Genomic DNA, 20,876 nt, shown 5'->3' on the forward strand with positions numbered 1-20,876 from the left:
AGGAGTTCTGAATCGGTTTTATTTTGATATATTTTTGAAAATTTATTCATCCTACATTTATGGTTGCCAACATTATGTAAACACAATTGTGTTTATCTACATAAATCTATGTTATTACACTATTGCATTTATTGATTAATACCTTCAACTACTATTTTCACAGGTAAGCTTGCTTTGATATTTCTAGTTTGCTGTTAATTAGATTGTTGAAAGATGAGTTAAAGATATAGCTTATTGTAATACAAAACAAGATGATAATCTGTGTAGTAAACTTAATGTAAAAGTCGCACATAAAAGAGCTATTTGATACTCATATTTAGTTGATAGATCTTTTAATGAATAGTAGACCCAATATCTTCTGCAATTGCAACAACTTTCTCGACCACTTTATTTAATTCGTTTTTTCTCCAGTTGATAAAGAGATCAATAGTTTCTTCTAGCTCGATAAAGTGTACATTTTCTATTTGTGCAGATTGAAATGAATTAGGTAATACGGTAATACCTAGCCCTTTCGAGACTAAACTTAAGATCATTCCGCCATAATCGGATTCTATGGCTATTTTAGGATCTAGTGAGTGTTTGGAGAACCATTCTCTAAGAATAGATGAAAAGAAAGTGGAAAGGTGTAAACCAGAAATGATAAACTTTTCGTTTTCTAAACCATTTATTACGTCATTGCAAAGTCGGTGGCCTTTTGGTACTACAAGACATATAGGTTCCGAGTAGAGTTTTTTAAACTCAATATTTGCATTATTGATTTTATCTCTACTAAATGCCAAATCTGTCTTATAATCTAACAATAACCTTTCATGATTCTCGTCCATAGGTTCAGCTAACTCGACTTTTAACTCCGGTAATTTATGATTGACCTTTTCGATAAACTGAGGAAGGTAATCGTAAATAATTGATCCAGGGTAAGTAATTGAGAGGGCACCAATATTACCACTGTCGATTTTTTTAGCATGACTAATGATCTGATCCAATTCTCTCATCTTTGTTGTTAACTGTGCTTGAAGAAATTTTCCTGCATTAGTCAGTTTTACATTCCTTTTGTCTCTATCAAAAAGCTTGATATTTAATTCATCTTCCAAAGATTGGATTTGCCTACTTAAAGAAGATTGTGAGAGATATACCTTTTCTGCTGTCTTCCAAAAATGAAGTTCCTTAGATAATTCCAGAAAATATTTGATCTGCTGAATAGTCATTAATAATTGCGATTTATGCATTAGTTGATGAAAAATATGTATTTTTTATTCGATATCAAAACAGTTCTTTTGCCATAAGTAATGATGAAACATTAAAAAAGAATACTATGGGGATTGAGAATATAGTAGCGTTTGTGATCACTTCCTTTATCTTTATTATTACACCAGGGATTGATACAGCTTTTGTGTTGAATAAAACTATCAGTCAAGGAAAGAAATCTGGTATTTATGCTACTGTTGGAATAAATACAGGTGTATTAGTACACACTTTTTGTGCTGCTCTAGGTTTATCTTTACTTATTGCTAAGTCAGTTTATGTTTTTCAATGTATAAAATATGCAGGAGCAACATACCTTTTTTTTCAAGGTATACGATTACTTTTTAATAAGAAATCTCTTGGTGATAGAACAGTTTATCAGCATGAGCAATCAACAAAAAATGACTTCTGGTCGGGTTTGCTCACAAATACTTTAAATCCGAAAGTTGCATTATTCTTTTTGTCATTCTTTCCTCAGTTTATTAACCCACAGGAATTGAACAATCCATTGCCTTTTTTAATCTTAGGTATAACCTATGCTTTTATTGGAATGATTTGGTATCTCACCCTCACATTATTTGCCAGTGTCTTTGCAGAGAAAATAATACAGAATCCAAAAGCAGGCATATGGCTGAACCAGCTTAGTGGGGTAGCTTTTCTTCTAATGGGATTAAAAATTCTTTGGAGTAATGATTAGTGATTGAAAAAGTATCGCTGTATTAACATTGGAATTTGGGTGATCAATAAACCCGTTAATATTAACCCACCTGAAATATAATGGTATGTATAAATTTCAGCCCCAAGAACAACAGCAAATATAGTTGTGAAAAGTGGTATAAGGTTCATATATACCGCAGCATTTTCAGCTCCAATAATTAGAACAGCTTTGTTCCATTTATCATAAGTAATTGCTGTTCCGAAGATGCCAAACAATAAAGTGGCCTGCCAGAATCTTATTGAATAATTGAAAGGTTGGAAGTGGGAAAAAAGTGGTGAAACTATCATAAAAGCGATAAAACAAATAAGGTGTGAGGCAAAGGTGAAAACAGGACTTGAAATGTTTGAGACATACTTCTTTATCCAAATAGGGTAACAAGAAGACAATAGCATGGCGATAAAAATGTAAGTATCTCCTTTTGAAAATTGGAGAGCTTGAAGGTGGAATACATCACCTTTACTTATTAAAAAAATGACTCCAAATATTCCGATCACTCCACCCAGTAATTGATAATACTTTATCACCGAATTAGAAAAAAAATAAGCGAGTAAAAGAGTGGCTAATGGGTTTAAACTCATGATCAAAGAAGCATTGATAGGGTTGGTGTATTGCATTCCCATAAATAGAAATAGGTTGAAACTAAATAATCCTAATACACCTACTATTGCAATTCCTTTTAATTGAGGTATTTTCCATTTAAAAGAATTAAGGGATCTGTGGCCTAGTAGTCCGAGTGCCAGCGTACCTAGAAAATACCGCCAAAAACCTGCTTCAAGAAAATGAACACTACTCAACATAATTTTCAGTAGGTGAAAATTCAACCCCCACATTAATGTTGAAAAAATAAGATAGAAAGAAGCTCTCATCATCTATAGTTAGCGACTCCAATAAAGGAGCCGCTGTTAATTAATATTGGTTGAAAATTTTAGAAACAATCTTCCATTCTTTGTCAATCTTTGTCAGTAATAAAAAGTCAGTATAGACTCGTTTTTTTCCATTGTAGAGGTCTAGCGTAACACTGGCTTTACCTTGTTCAATATCTATTTTTCTCCATTTTGGCTGAAGTGCAATAGTAGCATAATCGAATGTTTTGTCAGATTGTCTTTCTTGTAATACACCTTCCCACATATCGCGAGTAAAGAGAAAAAAGTGGCCATTTTCTTGAATATTTATAATGGCAAATTCGGGGTGAAATATATTTCTGAAGGCATTAATGTCCGTAGCATTAAATGCTCCCTGCAGATAATTTTTCTCAATAGTATGTTTGATATTTTCGATTTCCATTTGATGTTTATTTATAGTGAAAGAAGAAAGCGTTTGACAACAAATAATGTGTAGAAAGCATAGATGTACTTTCCATTTATTCATAGTATTTAGGACTAAGTGAAAGTGAGTCGAAATGTGCTTTATCATGTTGTATCCATAATTGAGCATTTTCTTGATCTAGAATTCTTTGTACTTTATCTAATGAAGCAAGACTCTCTTCTTTATCCGAATTGAAGGTGGGGATTCCTTTGTTCTGGTAATTTTCTTTGTAGTATGCAATGTCGCCAGAAATCAGAATGCTTCCTGTTTTCTCCAATTTTAGTAATAATGATTGGTGTCCTGCAGTATGTCCCGGTGTCGATATAAATCGAATTTTTCCATCACCAAATAGATCATAATCTCCATGAAGTTTGATCACCGTCGAATCTTTTAGCTCCTGATAGTCCTTATAATTAACGGGTAGTGGGTCAGCCTGAAAAGCAAGGTGATACTCTTTTTCCTGCATCACTAATTGTGCTGATTTAAAATAATTGGCATTGCCCGTATGATCATTATGGATATGTGAGAAAGCGAAATAGTCGATACTCTCCGGAGGTACACCAATTTCCTCTAATTGAGAGAGAACAGTTTTTTTCATTCTTAATTTAAAAATCCATGCCTCAATATCTTCTTCGACTTCAATCAATTGGTCTGAAAGTCCAGCATCCCACATTACTTTACCTTTGGGATGATCTATTAAAAAGATTGGGTTGGCTAATTCGATTTCATTCTGATCGTTAGAATTACTATCCAGCTGAGATCGATCCGTACAGGTAATCTCTCCAGCATACAATACATATAGTTTCATTGTTTTATTGGGGTTAGAATCCGTAAGCTTTCATTTGAGTTTGTGCCAGTGATTCAATATCATGGGCCACTTTTTGAGCAAAGTCTTCTCCCGATATTTGGTCAATAGGGTTACGCATCGGTCGGGACCCTTTTTCCATGGATATTAAATCGATAATTTTTTGAACTACAGCCTGTGGATCAGGTTGATTTTCTTGAATTGCTTTGTATACTGCTTGGTTTGCATATGCTGTCATCTGTTCCGCCCACCCAGCGTAAGATAGAGTGACATCAGACAAATCTGCTTTAATGCCTGATTTTTGGTAAAGTGTAGTAGGGAAAGATCCGGGTTCAACTAAGATGTTTTCCACTCCCTTAGAGATTAACTCAGAATAGGACCCAGAGACCAAGGCTTCTAATGCAAATTTGGAGGCACAGTAAACGGCATTCAATGGAATGGAAAAGAATCCTAACATACTGGATAAATTAATGATTAATCCGTCTTGTTTTTGCCTCATTGAAGGGAGTACTGCTTTCATTAATCGGAGAGGAGCATAGACATTTACATCAAATAGTTTCTGAACTTGTGTAATACTGTGTGCTTCCAAAAGTCCACCTCCAAATACACCAGCATTATTAATCAGTATATCAATACTGCTATATTTTTGAGCGACCTTCTGAGTTACATGTTGTACTTCTTCTTCTGAAGTAACATCAAGAGCAAGGACATCAACATTATGAAGTGACTCTAACTCCTTTTTTACTGTGGCGTTAGAAGAGTCTGTGTTTCGCATCGTCGCTACTATGTGGTATTGTTCTTTTTGAGCGAGCTGTTGCGTAAGTAATTTTCCGAAGCCTGAACTAGCTCCTGTGATTAAAATTGTTTTCATATCTAATGCTTATGATTTAGATACAAAATTAGAGGGAGTAGTAGGCTTTTTATTTGTCTAAAAAGACGTATTTACTTGTCTATAAAGTTACTATCTGTGAGGGGTTGACTTTGTATTGAGCTTTAAAGGATTTACTAAAATGAGCAAGGTCTTCAAAGCCACATTCTAGGTAAATATCAGAAGGTTTTCGATGGGTAGTCGTGAGTAACTTGTGGGCATGTTCTAACCGTTTTTTCTTAAGCCATTTCGCAGGTGTAATATGGTATAATGCTTGAAAATCTTTCTTAAATGTTGAGATACTTCTTCCCGATTCTCTGGCAAATTCAATCAATTTCTTATTTTCTAGATAATGGAATTTCATGTAATGATGTAAATCAGCCTTACTTTTTACAGCATAATTTTGTAGTTGGTAGGCTAAAGTATCATCACTTTTTATCATTCCTATTAATGCTTCAGAAGTTTTTAATCTTGCCAGTTGATTGTCCATCGGAATCCCTTCTTCAAAAAACAGTTGAAGTGAACTGATAAACTGTTTGAGAATCGGGTTTGCACTAATGCCTATTACATTTTCAATAGGGACTTTATTTTTTTGAGGAGTTTCGAAGTGAAGTTGTGCAAAGGCCTCTTGAACAAGATCTTCTTGAAATGAGAAGACAAAACTAGAGAATTTCACACCACCATTTTCCCAAGTTTTAGTGATAGTAACTTGAGTATACTTTTTCAACAATACAAATTCACCTTTGGTAAACATTTGTACCTCTTTACCCTGTTTTACTTTGAGAACTCCTTCTCTTATATAAGTTAATAAATGGTGTTTGGGATAGATGTCGATCACTGCTTTCTTCTTCCGTTCATGAGAAAGAATAATTCTACTATTGTTGTATGTAATGGTTTGATTTATCATAGCGTCAATTCAGTTGGCAACATCTATATCCCCAATTGGTCTTTATTTCTTTTCTAACGTTTTAGCATTAGAATATTTTACTTGATATTCGTTCAATGTACTCCAAATACTAAAAAGTTGCTCAATAGCTTCTTTATTTTCTCCATCAATATCCGTATTTGAGATGAAGATTTGCCCTGATTTGGTTTCAGAATTAAACAACATAAGAGCAACAACGCCAGGGTCGCCTCCAGTATGTCCATAGAAATGTTGTGGAGCAAAACCCATAAAGATCCCCTTTTTATAAGAAAGCTGCATAATAGGATTTTCAGCATCTTGTGATGTAGTATCAGTTTGTACTTCTTGGCCAAAAAGTTCAACATAACTATCAGTTTGTAGCAAAGTTCCTTGGCCATGATACCCTTTAATCAATTCCGTTAAATATTTTCCAAGGTTATCACTCGATGTAATAAACCCGCCATCAGGATACGTCACAAGATGGTAGGAAGGGAAAGGTATTTCCTTATTCATATACAATTGAGAAAACTGATGGGTATCAATTTCTGATTTCAACCAACCTGAGGATGACATGTCCAACGGTGTCAGTATATGACTTTTTGTGAAGCTACTGAATGATACCCCAGCTACTTGCTCAATAATTAGAGCGGCAAGTGTTGCCCCAGTATTAGAATACTGATTCTTTTCTCCTGGTTTGGCATCAATAAATATATCTTTTGAATACCATTCGCCATCTTTTGTTAGCGTATTTTTTAGGAACTCTAAAATGGAAATATCACTTGATGGTGGTTGAAAGAATTGAAAAACTTCTACAGTATCTTTCTTCGATAACGGTTGATCTAATACATAAGAGAAATTGTAATTGTCAGTATCAATAATTGTAGAAGTATGATGCACCAGATGCCTAATAGTAATGGGTACATTAGGTGAATAAGGGTTTTCTACTTGAAAAGGAAGGTGTTTATTTATCGGGTCATCTAAATGTAATAAACCCATTTCTTGTGCCTTAAGCAGAGCAATACCAATTAGTGTCTTGGAGACAGAACCTACCGTTTGTATTGTTTCTGCAGTATAAGCAATAGAGTCGCGTACATTGGCATAGCCAAAACCTTTTTCATACAAAGTACCTTCCTCGTTCGTGATTGCCACAGAAAAACCATTGATATGACCTAACTGATAGAGTTCATTCAGTTGATAGGTGAGTGAGTCTGTGATTGGTGAATTTTTTAAGGAAGTTTCATTTTTCTCTGAGATAGATTGACAAGAGATGAGCAGTAGAAAATAGAAGCTTAATAATTTACTCATTTTTATTTAGTGTTTGGTTGTTGGTATTCTTCAAGTCAAGTTGACTCAAAGTGATGGAATAGATCAAAAAGTTCTGGTAAATATAAGTAAGTCTCGGAATAATTGTAACTGTCTTTCTCTTTTTTAATACAGGCTTAATATAGCCAAAAAGGGTAGATGAAATGAACATCTACCCATTAAGTATTAGATCAAGGATTTAGTGAATTCCTCAATCGTTAATTTTGGTTTTCCTAGGAGGTCCCAAGTAGGTTGGGACACTTGTTCTTCTTTTAATTGCTCAACATAAGTAAGCATATGTTCCATGAAATCTTCATACTCTTTACTAGGAAGACCAATATGTTTTATCGTTTCCATAGGGTATTCAGATATTTGGATAGAAGGATTATAAATATTGACAAACCTTTGAGCCGCTTCAGGGAAGCTTAACCCTTCTTGTCCCTGTACTGTAAATGCTCTATTGTAAACTTTATCGTTTCCGATGGCATTATAAATTGTATCCGCTAAATCTGTAGTGTTGGTAAAAAATACAGGGTATTGGTGGTGACCAATAATGCCGAAATCTTCTCCTTGAATAAACGTAGGGAAGGAGTCTAAAAATACCGAACAATGGAAGTAAGTATAATTAATACCTGAGTTTTTTAGGTATTCCATTCCAGGTTTACGGATACGATTCGTTTTATATTCCATGCCTTTCACAGCAAATTCTGGATGTGAGGAATCGATACCCACAATCTGCATAATATGATTGATACCTAATTCTTTACTGATATCAATAACATTCATAATACCTTCTCTTTCGGGTTGGAAGGAAGCATTTTCATCCCAGTTGGTTGTATTAAGATTAAGGTAAATAGTCTCAGATCCGGTTAATGCCGTTTTTAAACTATCTTTTTCCGCTACATCTCCGTAAACAATCTCAACTGTAGAAGGTAATATTTCTTTTGCCTTCTTGATATCCCTAACTACAGCCTTAACTTGTACCCCTTTTTTTGTAAGTTGTTTTGTAATAGGTAAACCTAATGTGCCAGTAGCACCGATGATTGTAATTTTTTTCATGTTTGAGTGTTTAATGACTTACTTTGATACCAACAATTCCAATGATAATTAGAGATAAAAATAGGATTTTGTACCAGCTAAACGCATCATGGAAAAGTAATAACCCCACCAGAATAGTTCCGCTGGATCCAATGCCTGCCCAAACGGCGTAGGCTGTGCCCATCTCAATAGATTGCATTGATTTAAGTAGTAAACCAAAGCTTAACGACCCAAATACGAAGAAACCAACAATTCCTTTCCAATTGGTGAAACCTTCAGAATATTTCATCGAGGTAGTAAATGCTACTTCAAAAAGGCCTGATAATAATAAATAGATCCAACTCATTGTATTCTGTGATTATGATTACAGAACAAATGTAGAGCGGAGAAAAAGGGAATCTTTTTACCTATGTTAAAAAATGAATTTACTTTTCTGACCGGATACGACTTAAGGTAACTTGTGTAATGCCTAAGTAAGAAGATATATGGCCCAACTTGACTCTTTGCAAAATCTCTGGGAATTTATCGATGAGTTGTAAATACCTACTTTTTGCATCTGTAAATTGGGTAGCGAGAATCTGTTCTTCCATCTCCAATAATGCCTGTTCTGCTAGTTTTCTCCCAAAGTTGGCTAGTTCTAAATTGGTATTGTATAATTCTAAAAGGGCTGTTTTGTTGATCTTTAAAAGGGTTGTATCTTCTAGCAATTCAATATTTTCTAATGAAGGTTTTGAGTGGACAAAATTTCCCAAGGAAGTGGCAATGTCGCCTTCGAAACCAAACCAATAGGTTACTTCTTTACCATTATTATTGGTATAATAGCTTCTCATCGCACCTTTTTTTATAAAGTATATGAAATGATGTACTTCTCCTACTTTAACTAAAAGGTCGTTCTTTGGCTTCTGTTCCTCCACCATTAAGTGACGTAGAAGTTCAAAGCTTTCTTCTGTAAGGCTATATTTATCGGTAAAAAGTTTTTTGATGGAATCCATAAGCGAAGATGATAATAAATAATGATTTGACTAACCTTATTTACCCAATAAATTTTTTCTGACAAGTGGTAAGTTTACTCGATTAAAGTAGGTGGAGATATCCTTCATGCCCTCAATAGCTTGTCGAATAAGTTCTAGTTTTACTTCTCCTTCACTGAGTAAATATTCTTCCTCAATGGCTTTTTCATCGATCCCTAAAATTAATAAGATAGCAGCAACAACAATTCCTGTTCGATCTTTACCTGAAAGACAATGTATTAATACGGGGTACTTTAATTGCTCATCTTCAAATTGCTTGATAATAGTATTCAACCAAACTCTCACTTCTTTTGTTGTGGTATCATATTTTTCGACCTTATTGGCCATAGGGAAATGATAGTAATCAATATCAAAATCATGATAATCAGGTCCATTTCTGAGGTTGAAGACAGATACTGTATTCTTGATTTCAGAGAGATCTTTAATATATTCAATACTACCTCCTCTAAATAGGCGGTTTTCAGGTAAACAGTCTTTATCTAGAATTAGGTTGATATATCCACCAAAGTCTCTAAAGTTTACGCATCCATCTGTGTAATCCAGTCCCATAATGTTTATACTATTAGGTAAAGTGGGTGATGTATTTGAAGTCTTTACTACCTATTATTATACCATTTTTTATGTTTGACCAGAAAAGTATTCAAAAAAATAGGCAGAGTTGGAGATCCCAATACTGCCTATATTGATGTATGTTATTTACTTCTTTTATAATGGGTAATAATACTCGCTTTGGCTAATGTATTACTCCATAAATAGTATCCTACTACTGCAGCGTTGGTATTTTCATCCAAACCTAAATAGTCTGTCTTGAGTGCATACACTGTGATAATATATTGGTGAATCCCATGCCCTTCAGGGGGGCAAGGCCCACCATATCCTTTGTTCCCATAATCTGTAATACTTTGGATTGCTCCTTGGGGGATTAATTGTAGTGATGGATTACCAGCACCCGATACGAGTTCTGTAATATCAGATGGGATATCAAAAACTAGCCAATGCCACCAACCACTTCCAGTGGGAGCATCTGGGTCATACATTGTAATGGCAAAACTCTTAGTACCTTCAGGTGCATTTTTCCATGATAATTGTGGTGATTGGTTTTTTCCAGTACATCCAAAGCCATTAAATTCTTCATTTATTGTTGCTTGGCCACCAAGATCATTACTTGATAAAGTAAATGTGTTCTGACAGATTGCAGCGCTTGAAAAAGCCAAAATAACAGTTAAGATTTGGAATAAATTCTTCATAATATTTACGTTTTTAATTCAAGTGTAAAATTATGAGCAACAGATGGGAACCTTGTGTTTAGTTCAGTCCAAAAAGTATTGAAAAAGGTTCAATTTGATTGATACTGTTTTGGAGTAATTCCAAACTTCTTCTTAAATGCTTGAATAAAGTTTGATAAACTCTCATATCCCATCGCTTCATATACTTCAGAAGGTCTTTTGGAATGGTTCTTCAATAACATGGCGGCATGTTCTAACCTTTGGTCTTGAAACCACTTACTGGGTGAACATTGATACTGTTTTTGAAATTCTCTTTTGAAAGAGGAGACACTCATGTTTAATAGAAACGCGAGTTCCTTAATTGTCAGTTTGTTAAGCTTACTACTTTCTACTGTCTGTATAAATTTCTGCTGCTGTTGGTTTTCTGCCACCAGAGCATATAAGAAGTCGATCCCTTTAATTTCTGTAAGGTATAACATGATCTCCTCAAATTTTGTGGAGAGTATATTTTGTTGAAGAGCAATGGAATGAGATGATAAATCCACAAGACTATCTACAAAACGCTGTATGAAAGCATCATATTGAAAAGAGAATGCCGAAGGTGAATTGTTGGGTTTCTCTAGATGCAAATTAAACTTTGTAATAAAGTGGAGAACATCTTCAGTAGAGAAAAAAAATAAAATACTTCTGTAGGCATTAGATCGACTTGAAAGCTTTTCCGTCATAAGACAATGGCCAGAAGTCATCAGTAAAAACTCGGAATTATCAATTGATTTGGATGAATCATTGAAGAAGACTTCCTTATTCCCTTCTTGTAGGAAGCTAAATGTATTTTTATTCAGTAAGATCTGTTGCTTCGAAATTTCTGCTGTGCTTTTATAATCATAAACTTTGATAGAGAAGCTATTATGGATATTTAATTCGTCTGGTAGTGTTATAGTTTTCATTTTATATAGCTGAAAGCGATAATATCAAGTGAATTTCATTGAAAAGAAGAAGCTATCCAAGAAACAATTTCATAATTAAAGTTTTCATTGAAAAATAGCAAGTACGGATAAGTTGATACTTAGAGGTATACTTTAATTTTGAGGAAACTTTAAATACTATGAAAAAAGAAACACACAATGAATATCAAAAGTCATTGAACTCTGTTATCGATTATATCAACGACAATCTTGATCAACATATTGATTTGAAAGTGTTGGCAGAGATCGCTAATATTTCAGAATTTCATTTTCATAGAATCTTTAAAGCTTTAATAGGAGAATCTGTAGGGTCTTATACCAACCGGATTCGTTTAGAAACCGCGGCAGGTTTATTAAGAGGTACAGCTCATTCATTACTTGTTATTGCCGAAAAAACTGGATATAGCAACCAACAATCACTTTCAAAAGCCTTTAAAAAGCATTTTGGGATAACACCTTCCGCATTTCGAAACATAGAATCTTTCTTCACTTCGAAGTTTAATGTGAATAAAATAAAGTCTTTGGAAATTCAACCAGAAGTAAGGCATGTAAAAAGTAGTCACCTCACTTACCTTAGAGTAATAGCAGATTACAACGATCAGGAAGAAAGTTATAAAGCTTGGTTTAAGCTTTGGGATTATGCAATGAATCACCAACTAATTAATGGAGAGAATGAACTGATTGGCTTTAACCTTGATGATCCAACAATTACAAAGAAAGATAGATGCAGGTATTATGCTTGTATATCTACTGAACATGCTGTAAAGCCTTTTGGAGAGTTTGGTTATCTGCTATTAGAGGAAGGGAAATATGCCGTATTTACGATTAAAGGTGCTTACAGTCAACTTGATGAGTTGTATGATTTTATTTATCAATCGTGGGTGTTCGAAAGTGACTATATATTAAGAGATAGTTGGCCGTTTGAAAAATACCTCAATACGATAGAGGAAGTAGAAGAAAAAGATTTACTAACTGAAATTTATATTCCAATTTTATGAAAAAGTTATCAATACAAAGTTTAATCACTGTATTCTGTGTATTAATTATAGGAGGTTTTGAGTCTGTGATTTATGCTCACCCTAAACCAAAAGAAACGTCTTCAAAAAAAGTAATTGTAGTAGGTGCAGGAATATCAGGTTTAATTGCTGGGTTACGTCTTCAGGAAATGGGTCTTGAGGTAGTGGTTTTAGAAAAAGATCCCCAAGTTGGTGGACGTGTTTATTCCGAAAAGCTGGGTGGAATCTATGCCAATCTAGGTGCTCAGTATTTTTTTAAAAGTGATAACGAATACCTCAATAAATATTTAGATAATGCAGACAAGTTTTATCCAGAAGGTGGTAAAGTAGCCGCAATTTGGCAGGGAAAAATGGTGTCTTCTTGGAACGAAAGTTTTTTCTTAAAACTCCCAATTGATAGGAAGGCGTTGGAGGATTTTGATGCATCCATTAAGAAAATGCAAAAATTGTATAGTCAATTTAGTACGGGTAGAGAATATATTTTTGATAAATATCCTAATTCACAGACTTGGGTAGATTTGGATCAACAAACAGCAGCAGAGTTATTATCTGAATATCACCCAGACGTAAAAAACTTATACAATATGTTTTTAATTCCAGAAGGTGGAGCTGGAGTAAGTGAGACATCTGCACTTTTACTTACGGGTTGGTATGGCCAAGCTAATGGAGAAGCAGGCAGTTATTTAATCCGCAACGGCAATCAGAAATTACCTCAAGCCATTGCCAACGATATTAAAAAAATGGGAGGAACCATTCATTTATCTAAAGAAGTAACTTCTATAGAAAACATAAATAATGGGGTGTCAGTGAAATGTAAAGATCAATCCGTTTATACTGCAGATTATGTAGTCGTTACGACACCTGCTTCAGTAACAAAGTGGATTGTAAAAGGACTCTCTGAAGAAAAGCAATCGGCATTAAATGCGGTGAAATATGGTGCGAGTATGGAAGTAGGGCTTTACTTGAAGAATCTACCAAAATCGAAACGTATCTCTTCTTGTATCTTTCATGATGAAGGAATAAATGCTTACATGGATCAATCGGAAAAAGTATTAAAAAATGAAACGGTAGTGAGTATTAATATAGCAGGCACTGAAATACAGAAATTATCAGATCAAGAAGTGGTTGAGAAAGTAACACAAACACTACAAAAGATCTATCCAGGATTTACCATGGAAAAAAATATTGCTGATTATTCAGTGAAGCGATGGAAAGATGGTATTGTGAAGTATCCTCCTAACTTTTTAAACACTTACCAAGAAGCATTACGGGAACGATCTGGAAATATCTTTTTTGGTGGAGACTATACACATAATCCGGCATTAGATGGTGCTGCTTGGTCAGGGATTAGAGCTGCTGAGCAAGTATTAAAGGCTGTAGAACAATAATTGAATTACAAATTAAATGGCTTATTCCTCTTCATTCTTTCAAAGAAGTGGGATAAGCCATTTATGATGTGATGAACTTTACTTATTCCGTTCCATTTTCTACAGGAACCAATAAGAATTTACTTGATGATCCATTTCTTCTAGCTTCTTTGAAGGGATAATATTCCTTAGAAGCATAAAAAGCAAGAGCATCATCTTTGGTAGCAAATTCAGCCACTAATGAGTATTGTGGTTTCTTTTCTCCTTCTAGGATTTCAATGTTGGATGTTCTAGTGACATATTTACCAGAAAATTTAGAAAGTAGAGGAGTAACTTTGATAAGATAATCCTGTACCCATGAAGGGTCTGTGATGTTCGTTTCTACAATTAAGAGGTGTTTCATACTTATTTAATTTAGTTTGTTTTTAGTAGAGTGCGAGTGATATTTATTTAGATGTGATCCTCAAGTTAGTCATATTTATTTTTAGTGCAAATGATATAACTATCAATGCATTAGCTTTAAAATAATTCCTAAAATACCTATACCTAAACACAAAGGTGAGAATAGTTTGGTATCCGCCTTCGCGAAATTAGTGTCATTAATTTTTTTGAAGAAACCAACGTAATTAAAATCTCCTATGGCTCTAACAATAAATAATACAGGTATGATCCACAGGCTAAATTGCACCATAAAACTAGGTAATGGAAGCAAAATAATACCAGTGCTATGAAGGTAAAACAAGCCAAAAGAAATTAGTATTGCAGCGACAATTAGAGTGGCTAATCTTGGTATAGCAACGACCTCTGCACCTACCCTCTTTGTAGGTATCACTTTACTGACTCCCCATGTTCCCCCCAATAGCCAATAGAAGTGTATTGCACCGAGTGTGATAAATATGAATGATAAACAAATGGAAATAATAGTAGGTATCATACGCTTGGAATTTGAAAGATATATGCAGTTTGTTTTCTATTAAATGAAGCAGTTATTTTCATCATAAAATTGCGCAATAAGATCAATAATGGATGGGAGAAATGTGATATTTTTCCAATCATCCAACTTGTATTCACTACTTTCTTTGCTTTTGATAAACGTAACTGTTGGAAATGTTGAAAGGCTTCATTGGCTTCAAAATGTTCCATACATTCCGAAAGTACATAAGCATCTTCTATAGCTTGACATGCACCTTGTCCCATATTGGGTGTTGTTGCGTGGGCGGCATCTCCAATCAAACATACATTTTCCTTATACCATTGATTTATTGGAGCTAAATCAGCAATCTCGGCTGTGTTTATCTGATCAGTAGAAGTAGCACCGATTATTTCTTTGACGATGGGATGATAGTTACTCAGATTTTTTTTAAAGTCATCGAACTGTGGTGCAATACCGTCTTTATTATAAGATTTCAGTGCATACCAATAGACTTTATTTTCAGCAATTTGTACAAATCCAAACCTACTCGAAGTACTCCATGCTTCATTTAATTCATGCTGATATCGGGTTGATAGCTTAAAGTCTGTGACTCCTCTCCAACAAATTTGCTTGGCTTGTCGGGTTTTACTTTCAGGAAATAGCTGTGTCCTAATAGATGAGTGGATTCCGTCGGCACCAATGATTAGCTGTGATTGTATGCGTTTTCCATTTTCAAAAGTAATTTGATATCCATTTTCAAGGGGTGCTATACCCTTAGTTTTATGATGTAGATAAACTTCTGTTCTTTCTAAGGCATTCATTAAAATAGTCTGTAATTGACCTCTATGGATGGCAATGTTTTTAACGAGATGTTTTTTTTCAAAAAAGGTCAGATCTACTTTCGAGAGGGGAGAAAGATTGGGATGAGTAATTTTCATGGAGGATATAGGATTTCCTTCTTTCTCAATGGCTTTTCTTAATCCTAAATGTTCAAATACTTGCATGGCATTATTGGCAAGGATAATTCCTGCTCCTAAAGGTTTAAGTGTCTCTGCTTGTTCAAAAACCCTGACATTAAATCCTTTTTTCTCTAGTGCAATGGCAGTGGTAAGTCCACCAATTCCGGCACCGATAATATCTATTGTCATAATATTGAAGATTGATTAGTACAAACGTACTAAATTTATGTTAAATAGTACACTTGTACTAAAATTTTTATCTTTGTACTTATGAATGCTACCAAACAAAAGATATTAACTCAATCCCTTTCACTTTTTAATGAGAAGGGCATCTCCAATGTTTCTTTAAGAGCGATTGCAGATAAAGCGGGCATCAGTGTAGGCAATCTTCAGTATCACTTTAAGAAAAGAGAAGATATTGTAGAAGGATTGTACTTCCAATTGGTCGAGAAGATCGATGGTATATCACTTACTCTATCAGAAGATATATTGAAATCCTTCTTTTCTCTTGCTGAACAGGTAATGACTATCTTCTTTGAATATCATTTTTTTCTTTTAGATTTCACCACTGTAACAAGAGGGAATCAGAAGATAAAATTACATTATGCCACTCTTTCAAAAAGAAGAGAAATAGAGTTTTTAAAGGTTATAGATGTAATGATTGAACAGGGTTTATTTAGAAAGGAGATGTTAGAAAATGAGTATCAAAATTTATTTAAAAGGACGGAGGTGATCAGTAATTTTTGGTTCTCTTCATTACTAATCCAAGCAGATACGCTTACAGAAGATGCAATCAATGAATATACATTAATGATAAATCAGAGTATTTATCCTTACCTCACCAAGAAGGGGAAAGAAGAATACAATAGGTTGATGGATAGCTGAACATCAAAAAGCCATCAAATAGAATAAACTTATTTGATGGCTTTTGGAAGGAATTTCTTATGTTATTTGTGTTTCTCTACCCAAGTTTCAATTAATCGGATGAACCTTTTGTAATCATCTTGATAAACAAAATGCCCACAATTTTCAAAAATTTCTAGTTCACTATTAGGTAATCGTTGATTTAGTCGTATGCCGTTTTCTTTATGTAAGATGGCTTCATGTTTACCCCAAAAAATTTTAGTAGGAATAGTGATGTTTTTCAAGTTCTCGTCTATATCCTTTACCGCATCTGGGTATTTTTTAAACCATTTCATATTGTTGGCCACCTTACCAGTGTGTGACTTTTTATAATCTGAAATTTCAAATTTATTGGGGACGTATTGAACGTTGCCTAAGTTCTTGGCAGATTCAATTAATGCACCACTTCCAGCGATTACAAACATCGTACGCCAGAAGCCTGAGTGAACCATTTTTTTCATAACACTTGGCTCCGATGTAGGCAGTGCTGCCGGTCCATCACCAATCATTAATGATTTGATTTTATGTTTATGATGGATGACATAAGTTAAAGCGGAGGGCATACCGACATCAGGTCCGACTAAATGGGAAGATTCAATATCAAAGTGTTTTAAAAATGAGTTTAAGAAAGATCCTTGAAACTTAAAGGACATATAGTCTGCTTTCCCCTCACTTGCTCCAAATCCTGGTAAGTCATAAGCGAAAAGGTTATAGTTGTTCTTTAGCTGTTCCCAAACTGTAGAGTAGGCAATGATACTATGGGGAAAAGCAGATAAGAGAACAACAGTTTCTTTTTCTTGCAGATCGATAATTGATTTTGCCATTCTAATTTTAACCCCATTAATTGAGGTAAACTCCAAAGGCATATCAAAAGGTTTTTCAATGGTTGGTTGATGAGAATAACCGTTTTGCTTTCTAATTTTGTTTAGCTCAGACATTTCTGGAGTAATAAGGCTCACAAAAGCAGCGTTAAAACGATCGTATAAGTTAATTGTAGATAATTTTTTTTCGTCTATCATTTGAAATAAAGTTTTTTAGGTAGAATAACTTAGTAAAAACGAACCACAAAAAGAATAAGTCAATAATATCGTTATACTTCTTCTTGATAAATATAACTTACCATTTGATTGATAAGGAAAGAACCACCTCAGAAATAAACCTGAGGTGGTCTTATGTTATTGTATTACTAATTTACTTTTTTGATTTTCTCCACTAGAACTGATGATGGAAATAACATAAGTTCCTTTTTGTAAATGAGAGATGGCTAAGGAAAGCTGAGATGTAAAAACTTGAGAACATACCTTTCTTCCCATAAGATCATAGATAATGATCACATTGGTAGTCTGATGATGTGAAGATTTTATATTCACTACATCAGAGGTAGGGTTAGGATATATACTAAACATCATTTTCTCCGCAGATGGTAATTCAGAAACGAGATGATCTCTAGTATTACTGGTATCAATCGTTAATTCTATATTATCCAAATAGGCATTGCCTGCAGCATCTTTTGGTCTCCAAAAGCCGATCTGACCAACAAAATCATCTTCTGATGTAGTGAAATGCACAACATATTCAGTGTAATTTGAAGAGGTGATTTCTTCTTCAAAATATTTATTACCATTCGCATCTTTGATATACAATCGAGGAGGAATACTTGGATTATCCACCTTTGCTACAAATTTTAAGGTATATGATGTATTGGCTTCTGTAGTAAAAAACTGACTGACTCCACCTTTTTCTACCATTTTTAAAGATTTCGTTCCTGCATATGGTGAAGCAGATTCTATAGAGGTTCCGCCATAATAAGACCAAGCTGAAAGTCCATCTTCAAAATCAGGGTTAATAATAGTATCTGAAATTTCATTTCCTGTACTGTTAATTTTGCATGTAGCAGAAAGACCTTCTTGTCCAATGACAGTAGCGGTAATTGTTGCACTTCCTTCAGCATGTGTGAGTACAAAACCAGTTTCATCAACAGTACAAACAGCGGTATTATTACTCGACCAAGTCACTTCATAATTATCCTCTCCGGTTACTGTAGCAGCTAATTCAATAAACTTGCCGGTTACTAAATTAGCAGTATTCTGTGATAAGGAAATAGAAGAAGCTAAAGCAGGATTGCCCACTTTAACGATACATTGCGAATAGATTTGTCTTAAATCAATCACCTTTGCTGTAATTACAGTATGACCTTCAGCCAAAGAAGTAACTTTCCCGTTTTGATCCACAGTAGCCACAAGTGGATTACTACTGCTCCATTCTAAGACATTATTAAAAGCATCTGCAGGAACGATCGAGCCATTAATAGTTTCACTGGAATTGAGCGACATAGTTAATTCATTGGAAGATAAATTGACATCGGTGGCCCAGATCTCTTCATCATGCAATAAACCTAAGAAGATAGGATGAAGTAGTTCTCTTTCCCATCTTACCATTACGGAATCCAGAGTATCTCTTGTTGCCCTAAAGTCGGAATTCCAATATAGATTTTCAGTATCATCTTCACTTACATTGGTACTTAAATCATACAGCTTTTTGTTCGATCCGTCTTTATGGTAAAGTATCTTATAATCTTCATGGCGAACAGCATGTCTATCATTGTCAAACTTTTGAATAAAAATAGATTCATGTGGCCTTCCTGATACTTGTTGAGTGAGATAAGGAATCAGGTTTTTACCATCTAATGGTTTATCGGGATCGATAGGAGAGTTGGACAGCTCAGATAAGGTAGCAAAAATATCCAATGCAGAAACGGGATAATTGTAATCAGTTCCCTCTGTTAAAACTCCTTTCCATTGCATTGCAAAAGGCACTCTAAAACCCCCTTCATAGATATCACTTTTTCCTCCTCTTAGGATACCATTATCTGAAGCATTTTTGGGTTCAGGGCCTCCATTGTCCGAAAGGAAAAATACCATTGTATTTTCTTCTAAACCAAGAGCAGCCAACTGATCTAAAACTCTACCTACTCCTCTATCTACAGCATAGACCATCGCTGCGTAAGTTCTTCTCTTTTCATCAGAAATATGAGAGAAGAGTGCAAGGTCTTCATCTTTCGCTTGCAAGGGGGTATGTGGAGCATTATATGAAAGAAATAGAAAGAAAGGATTATTCTGATGTCTTTCGATAAAGTTGACAGCTTCTGTAGAAAACTCATCTGTTAAATATTCATCTGTTTCTTCAGGAGTATGGTCTCTCATGATCCATGTATCATAGCTTTCTTCCTCATTGGCTGCTTGGTAACTATCTTGAATCACTAAATCTTCAGGATGGTAATTATGACCACCTCCTAGGTGACCATAAAATTCAGTAAAACCTCGATTGAGAGGGTGGTTTGAGATATGGGCCCCTAAATGCCATTTACCAATGATGCCAGAACTATAGCCTACTTGTCCAACAGATTCAGCAATGGTTTGTTGATCCAACGGCAAACCTTGGTTAGGGTCATCAACTCTATAGAGCGGGTTTCTACCAAAACCAAAACGTTGTTGGTAACGACCTGTAATAAAGCCGGCTCTACTTGGACCACAAACAGAATAAGTAGTATACCCACTAGTGAATCGTATACCATTTTCAGCGATACGGTCGATGTTGGGGGTTGGAATATCTGTAGCACCATTAAAACCAACATCAACATACCCAAGGTCATCAGTCATGATCACAATCACATTGGGTTTATTTAAGTTGGGTAAGTCCTTAAGGATAAACTTATCGATAGAGATCGATGTTTGGTTGGCTTGGAAAGTAAGCGTATTACTTCCTGCTAATAAATCGACTTCAATAATAGATACTTTAGCTGAGTCTTGGTATGCCCAATTAGAAGGTTGGATGACTACAGGGGAGAAATCTCCTCCATTGATAGAAAGGTCTATACTTTGCGTCACATTTGCATTAAAAGCATACAATTGGAGTTTATATTTTCCTGCTGTAACGATGTTCTCAAAAGTAAGAGCCATAGCACCAACAGGAGTTTTATTCAGTTTGACAAAGCTTCCTCCTGAAGCAAATTCTTTAGATACAATTGCTGTGTTGCCAATCAGAGTAGTATTCTCTGCCTCAATAGTTTCACCCACCTCATAGGCCATCGAAGTGGTAGTGAAAAATAGCATTAAATACAGTAGTAGAAAGTCTGGTTTTTTCATAGCTTTCATTTCATAGTTTAACATTAATTCATTTCAATGCATTCAATTTAGAGGGAAAGCCAAAGAGAAAATTATACAGAAATGATTAATACTAACAGAAATTTAGCGACTGAATAAAAAGGATTTTTTTACTGAAAATTAATTAACATAAACCGAACAAAGAGGGCAG

The 20,876-nt window shown here is 34.7% G+C and carries 22 protein-coding genes; 4 read left to right on the top strand and 18 right to left on the bottom strand.

Annotated elements, in window-relative coordinates:
* Positions 1–332: 332 nt before the first annotated feature.
* The gene (locus tag HGP29_RS21350) at positions 333–1,226 is read right to left on the bottom strand and encodes a LysR substrate-binding domain-containing protein (protein WP_211093370.1); all 894 of its coding nucleotides are present in this window, start codon (positions 1,224–1,226) and stop codon (positions 333–335) included.
* Positions 1,227–1,312: 86 nt separating this feature from the next.
* On the opposite strand from HGP29_RS21350, the gene HGP29_RS21355 reads away from it, so the two are divergent.
* Positions 1,313–1,939 (top strand): LysE family translocator, encoded by a 627-nt coding sequence (locus HGP29_RS21355; protein ID WP_168884477.1) that lies wholly within the window; start codon positions 1,313–1,315, stop codon positions 1,937–1,939.
* Here HGP29_RS21355 and HGP29_RS21360 read toward each other — a convergent pair.
* The 12 genes from HGP29_RS21360 to HGP29_RS21415 form a co-directional block, all read right to left on the bottom strand.
* Positions 1,936–2,829 carry a DMT family transporter gene (locus HGP29_RS21360; protein WP_168884478.1) on the bottom strand — a complete coding sequence of 298 codons (894 nt, stop codon included), beginning with the start codon at positions 2,827–2,829 and terminating at the stop codon, positions 1,936–1,938. The two genes, HGP29_RS21355 and HGP29_RS21360, sit on opposite strands and share 4 nt — an antisense overlap.
* A gap of 37 nt (positions 2,830–2,866) precedes the next feature.
* A complete protein-coding gene (locus HGP29_RS21365) occupies positions 2,867–3,244 on the bottom strand; it encodes a nuclear transport factor 2 family protein (RefSeq protein ID WP_168884479.1) in 378 nt (125 codons plus the stop codon).
* 76 nt (positions 3,245–3,320) lie between these two features.
* Complete coding sequence (locus HGP29_RS21370; RefSeq protein ID WP_168884480.1) at positions 3,321–4,073, bottom strand: N-acyl homoserine lactonase family protein; 753 nt, start codon at positions 4,071–4,073, stop codon at positions 3,321–3,323.
* 13 nt (positions 4,074–4,086) lie between these two features.
* Positions 4,087–4,941, bottom strand: coding sequence for an SDR family NAD(P)-dependent oxidoreductase (locus HGP29_RS21375; RefSeq protein ID WP_168884481.1), 855 nt, complete (start codon positions 4,939–4,941; stop codon positions 4,087–4,089).
* A 79-nt stretch (positions 4,942–5,020) separates the two neighbouring features.
* On the bottom strand, positions 5,021–5,845 hold the full coding sequence (locus HGP29_RS21380; RefSeq protein ID WP_168884482.1) for a helix-turn-helix domain-containing protein: 825 nt from the start codon (positions 5,843–5,845) through the stop codon (positions 5,021–5,023).
* 42 nt (positions 5,846–5,887) lie between these two features.
* A complete protein-coding gene (locus tag HGP29_RS21385; protein WP_168884483.1) occupies positions 5,888–7,147 on the bottom strand; it encodes a serine hydrolase domain-containing protein in 1,260 nt (419 codons plus the stop codon).
* 183 nt (positions 7,148–7,330) lie between these two features.
* Positions 7,331–8,203 carry an SDR family oxidoreductase gene (locus HGP29_RS21390; protein WP_168884484.1) on the bottom strand — a complete coding sequence of 291 codons (873 nt, stop codon included), beginning with the start codon at positions 8,201–8,203 and terminating at the stop codon, positions 7,331–7,333.
* A gap of 10 nt (positions 8,204–8,213) precedes the next feature.
* Complete coding sequence (locus tag HGP29_RS21395) at positions 8,214–8,528, bottom strand: DMT family transporter (protein WP_168884485.1); 315 nt, start codon at positions 8,526–8,528, stop codon at positions 8,214–8,216.
* A gap of 79 nt (positions 8,529–8,607) precedes the next feature.
* Entirely contained in the window at positions 8,608–9,174 is a 567-nt protein-coding gene (locus HGP29_RS21400; RefSeq protein WP_168884486.1) for a Crp/Fnr family transcriptional regulator, read from the bottom strand.
* Between the two features lie 36 nt (positions 9,175–9,210).
* Complete coding sequence (locus HGP29_RS21405) at positions 9,211–9,762, bottom strand: tyrosine-protein phosphatase (RefSeq protein WP_168884487.1); 552 nt, start codon at positions 9,760–9,762, stop codon at positions 9,211–9,213.
* A gap of 143 nt (positions 9,763–9,905) precedes the next feature.
* On the bottom strand, positions 9,906–10,460 hold the full coding sequence (locus tag HGP29_RS21410) for a YbhB/YbcL family Raf kinase inhibitor-like protein (protein ID WP_168884488.1): 555 nt from the start codon (positions 10,458–10,460) through the stop codon (positions 9,906–9,908).
* 89 nt (positions 10,461–10,549) lie between these two features.
* Complete coding sequence (locus HGP29_RS21415; RefSeq protein ID WP_168884489.1) at positions 10,550–11,386, bottom strand: helix-turn-helix domain-containing protein; 837 nt, start codon at positions 11,384–11,386, stop codon at positions 10,550–10,552.
* Between the two features lie 158 nt (positions 11,387–11,544).
* Here HGP29_RS21415 and HGP29_RS21420 point away from each other — a divergent pair, with 158 nt between their 5' ends.
* Both HGP29_RS21420 and HGP29_RS21425 read left to right on the top strand, forming a co-directional pair.
* On the top strand, positions 11,545–12,402 hold the full coding sequence (locus HGP29_RS21420; protein WP_168884490.1) for an AraC family transcriptional regulator: 858 nt from the start codon (positions 11,545–11,547) through the stop codon (positions 12,400–12,402).
* A complete protein-coding gene (locus HGP29_RS21425; protein WP_168884491.1) occupies positions 12,399–13,808 on the top strand; it encodes a flavin monoamine oxidase family protein in 1,410 nt (469 codons plus the stop codon). The genes HGP29_RS21420 and HGP29_RS21425 overlap by 4 nt, the downstream gene beginning before the upstream one ends.
* Positions 13,809–13,890: 82 nt before the next feature.
* Here the strand turns inward: HGP29_RS21425 and HGP29_RS21430 are convergent, their stop codons facing one another.
* The 3 genes from HGP29_RS21430 to HGP29_RS21440 all read right to left on the bottom strand — a co-directional run bounded on the left by HGP29_RS21430 (position 13,891) and on the right by HGP29_RS21440 (position 15,848).
* Positions 13,891–14,190, bottom strand: coding sequence for a DUF1330 domain-containing protein (locus HGP29_RS21430; protein ID WP_168884492.1), 300 nt, complete (start codon positions 14,188–14,190; stop codon positions 13,891–13,893).
* Positions 14,191–14,292: 102 nt separating this feature from the next.
* Positions 14,293–14,721, bottom strand: a complete 429-nt coding sequence (locus HGP29_RS21435) for a DUF3995 domain-containing protein (protein WP_168884493.1) — start codon at positions 14,719–14,721, stop codon at positions 14,293–14,295.
* The gene (locus HGP29_RS21440; RefSeq protein WP_168884494.1) at positions 14,718–15,848 is read right to left on the bottom strand and encodes an FAD-dependent monooxygenase; all 1,131 of its coding nucleotides are present in this window, start codon (positions 15,846–15,848) and stop codon (positions 14,718–14,720) included. Before HGP29_RS21440 ends, HGP29_RS21435 begins: the two co-directional genes overlap by 4 nt.
* Positions 15,849–15,929: 81 nt before the next feature.
* Here HGP29_RS21440 and HGP29_RS21445 point away from each other — a divergent pair, with 81 nt between their 5' ends.
* Positions 15,930–16,544, top strand: coding sequence for a TetR/AcrR family transcriptional regulator (locus tag HGP29_RS21445; RefSeq protein WP_168884495.1), 615 nt, complete (start codon positions 15,930–15,932; stop codon positions 16,542–16,544).
* A 62-nt stretch (positions 16,545–16,606) separates the two neighbouring features.
* Here HGP29_RS21445 and HGP29_RS21450 read toward each other — a convergent pair whose 3' ends face one another.
* Positions 16,607–17,581 (bottom strand): alpha/beta fold hydrolase, encoded by a 975-nt coding sequence (locus HGP29_RS21450; RefSeq protein ID WP_168884496.1) that lies wholly within the window; start codon positions 17,579–17,581, stop codon positions 16,607–16,609.
* A 156-nt stretch (positions 17,582–17,737) separates the two neighbouring features.
* Positions 17,738–20,707 carry a sulfatase-like hydrolase/transferase gene (locus HGP29_RS21455; RefSeq protein ID WP_211093371.1) on the bottom strand — a complete coding sequence of 990 codons (2,970 nt, stop codon included), beginning with the start codon at positions 20,705–20,707 and terminating at the stop codon, positions 17,738–17,740.
* Positions 20,708–20,876: the final 169 nt, after the last annotated feature.

It is taken from the genome of Flammeovirga agarivorans, from assembly GCF_012641475.1.
Taxonomy (GTDB): Bacteria; Bacteroidota; Bacteroidia; order Cytophagales; family Flammeovirgaceae; genus Flammeovirga; species Flammeovirga agarivorans.

What these genes read in the sequence shown, in the direction of transcription:
- HGP29_RS21350 (WP_211093370.1), bottom strand. Translation starts at nt 1,226, where the DNA reads ATGCATAAATCGCAATTATTAATGACTATTCAGCAGATCAAATATTTT.
- HGP29_RS21355 (WP_168884477.1), top strand. Translation starts at nt 1,313, where the DNA reads ATGGGGATTGAGAATATAGTAGCGTTTGTGATCACTTCCTTTATCTTT.
- HGP29_RS21360 (WP_168884478.1), bottom strand. Translation starts at nt 2,829, where the DNA reads ATGATGAGAGCTTCTTTCTATCTTATTTTTTCAACATTAATGTGGGGG.
- HGP29_RS21365 (WP_168884479.1), bottom strand. Translation starts at nt 3,244, where the DNA reads ATGGAAATCGAAAATATCAAACATACTATTGAGAAAAATTATCTGCAG.
- HGP29_RS21370 (WP_168884480.1), bottom strand. Translation starts at nt 4,073, where the DNA reads ATGAAACTATATGTATTGTATGCTGGAGAGATTACCTGTACGGATCGA.
- HGP29_RS21375 (WP_168884481.1), bottom strand. Translation starts at nt 4,941, where the DNA reads ATGAAAACAATTTTAATCACAGGAGCTAGTTCAGGCTTCGGAAAATTA.
- HGP29_RS21380 (WP_168884482.1), bottom strand. Translation starts at nt 5,845, where the DNA reads ATGATAAATCAAACCATTACATACAACAATAGTAGAATTATTCTTTCT.
- HGP29_RS21385 (WP_168884483.1), bottom strand. Translation starts at nt 7,147, where the DNA reads ATGAGTAAATTATTAAGCTTCTATTTTCTACTGCTCATCTCTTGTCAA.
- HGP29_RS21390 (WP_168884484.1), bottom strand. Translation starts at nt 8,203, where the DNA reads ATGAAAAAAATTACAATCATCGGTGCTACTGGCACATTAGGTTTACCT.
- HGP29_RS21395 (WP_168884485.1), bottom strand. Translation starts at nt 8,528, where the DNA reads ATGAGTTGGATCTATTTATTATTATCAGGCCTTTTTGAAGTAGCATTT.
- HGP29_RS21400 (WP_168884486.1), bottom strand. Translation starts at nt 9,174, where the DNA reads ATGGATTCCATCAAAAAACTTTTTACCGATAAATATAGCCTTACAGAA.
- HGP29_RS21405 (WP_168884487.1), bottom strand. Translation starts at nt 9,762, where the DNA reads ATGGGACTGGATTACACAGATGGATGCGTAAACTTTAGAGACTTTGGT.
- HGP29_RS21410 (WP_168884488.1), bottom strand. Translation starts at nt 10,460, where the DNA reads ATGAAGAATTTATTCCAAATCTTAACTGTTATTTTGGCTTTTTCAAGC.
- HGP29_RS21415 (WP_168884489.1), bottom strand. Translation starts at nt 11,386, where the DNA reads ATGAAAACTATAACACTACCAGACGAATTAAATATCCATAATAGCTTC.
- HGP29_RS21420 (WP_168884490.1), top strand. Translation starts at nt 11,545, where the DNA reads ATGAAAAAAGAAACACACAATGAATATCAAAAGTCATTGAACTCTGTT.
- HGP29_RS21425 (WP_168884491.1), top strand. Translation starts at nt 12,399, where the DNA reads ATGAAAAAGTTATCAATACAAAGTTTAATCACTGTATTCTGTGTATTA.
- HGP29_RS21430 (WP_168884492.1), bottom strand. Translation starts at nt 14,190, where the DNA reads ATGAAACACCTCTTAATTGTAGAAACGAACATCACAGACCCTTCATGG.
- HGP29_RS21435 (WP_168884493.1), bottom strand. Translation starts at nt 14,721, where the DNA reads ATGATACCTACTATTATTTCCATTTGTTTATCATTCATATTTATCACA.
- HGP29_RS21440 (WP_168884494.1), bottom strand. Translation starts at nt 15,848, where the DNA reads ATGACAATAGATATTATCGGTGCCGGAATTGGTGGACTTACCACTGCC.
- HGP29_RS21445 (WP_168884495.1), top strand. Translation starts at nt 15,930, where the DNA reads ATGAATGCTACCAAACAAAAGATATTAACTCAATCCCTTTCACTTTTT.
- HGP29_RS21450 (WP_168884496.1), bottom strand. Translation starts at nt 17,581, where the DNA reads ATGATAGACGAAAAAAAATTATCTACAATTAACTTATACGATCGTTTT.
- HGP29_RS21455 (WP_211093371.1), bottom strand. Translation starts at nt 20,707, where the DNA reads ATGAAAAAACCAGACTTTCTACTACTGTATTTAATGCTATTTTTCACT.